The 1697-nt window shown below is 49.2% G+C and carries 1 protein-coding gene and 1 pseudogene; one reads left to right on the forward strand and one right to left on the reverse strand.

What is annotated here, in order from left to right; translation table 11 throughout:
* On the forward strand, positions 1 to 816 hold an 816-nt coding region (locus HMPREF0308_RS13075), incomplete at its 5' end, for a trypsin-like serine peptidase (protein ID WP_169305100.1).
* A 265-nt stretch (positions 817 to 1081) separates the two neighbouring features.
* On the opposite strand, the pseudogene HMPREF0308_RS13515 reads toward HMPREF0308_RS13075, so the two are convergent.
* Positions 1082 to 1237, reverse strand: a pseudogene (locus HMPREF0308_RS13515) (transposase); the annotation flags it as partial.
* Positions 1238 to 1697: the final 460 nt, after the last annotated feature.

Genomic DNA, 1697 nt, shown 5'->3' on the forward strand with positions numbered 1-1697 from the left:
TCACTGTTGGGCAAAAAGTTTATAAAAGTTATTGTACTAGTAGTTTGTTATGCATTTTTAACTCCTTCTACAGTCGGAGCAGAGCCTATTTCTCCCTTAGAGGGCGATACTCAAGTCCCATCTCTGCAGGCAAGCGATACGAATCCCGTAGTTGATAATCGAATTGCTGCTCTTGTCTCGGTTTCTTCTAGCACTGGGCAAGAAAGGCGTACATGTACTGCAAGCAGTATATCTGCTGATATTTGGTTGACGGCTAGGCATTGCTCACCTAAGCCTGGGGATTTGCTTCGTCAGGTTGATGGGGACGAAGCAAAGGTGAAACAAGTTTTCTTCATGTCTGTCGCCGATGACTTGGCACTGTTGAAAGTGGGGAAAGGGATCGAAGCTAACGCATTTGAATTGCCCATATCACCTCTCCAGAAAGGAGATTCCTTAACGCTTATTGGATATGGAGCGAGCCATGAGTATTCTTCAATTGCACAGCTAGAGGTTAAAAATTTTATAGATAGTTATCCGCCTGAGATTGGAATTCCTTATCACGATTTGGTGATAGCCACTACAACCACCCCTTCGCGTACATGTGAAGGGGACTCAGGTAGTCCTGTTTACTCTGGCAATACCATTTATGCGATACATACTGCAGGCGGTTCTAATCCATCTTGTACAAACAGCGAGGGTAGCCTCACATGGCTGTCGGAATTAAGTCCAGAAAGAGTTCACTGGATTGAATCTATTTGCAAAAAAGGCCGGATGCCCGACCTTAAAACCTCGTCGACGTTGGAGGGAATGAGTTCTACTCTATTTAGTAAAGAATAAACGAGCCGGTATGTATGCATGCATAATCTAGTCTGTGTTAGTTGTTGATCGATGGCGTTAGAGGAACAGACTAGCCGCATGCTGGGTCAAGTCCTGGGAAGTGGTGTATCTGGCTTTCGAGCATGTGGTTAGTTTCGGGGGCGGGGTTGGGTAAGTATTAGGCGGCGATCTCCTTGCTGTCGGGGGAGTGCCGTCGACGAGGTTGGCAGCGATGATCTCCTTGGTATGGGTCAAGCTGGTCAGCGGCATGTAGCGTTTGCTGCATCCACTCATCGTGTTGTTCCGCAAGGACGGCCCCGACCAGCCGGATGACGGCCTCACGGTTTTGGAAGATCCCGACGACGTCAGTGCGACGTCGGATTTCTCGGTTGAGCCGTTCAGTGGGGTTATTGGACCAGATCTTGGTCCATACCGGCTTCGGTGCAGTAGTAAAAAACTAACAGCTCATCGAGTGATTCCTCCAGGTAGTCTGCCGCTTGAAGAAACTTCTGCCCACAGAACTCTACGACCTAACGGGCCTGAGCCTAGACGCTGTCAGCGTTGGGCTGCTGGAAGATGGTGTGAAACATCGCCGATAGCGTCGGCCATTGTGTTTTCGGCACCAAGACACTCAAAACCGCGCAAGAAGTCGCACACTTCCGCGCAGAAATAAAGAAGTCCATCCATGACGTCTTGACCGTCTGGCCGACCGCCGGCATCACCGCCGACTGAAGCGTCCTGGGTTTAGTTCCTACCTCAGCTAAGGATGTGATGTCTAGTGACTTCTTGGACTCGGAGTCCATTGACTTTTTGGACTCGGAGTCCAATTAGTTTTTTGACGCGGAGTCCAGGAAGTTTATGGACAGGATGTCTAACGACTTTTTGGGCTCTGGCTTCTTGAG

The sequence above is a fragment of the Corynebacterium striatum ATCC 6940 genome (assembly GCF_000159135.1).
In the GTDB taxonomy this organism is placed as follows: Bacteria; Actinomycetota; Actinomycetes; order Mycobacteriales; family Mycobacteriaceae; genus Corynebacterium; species Corynebacterium striatum.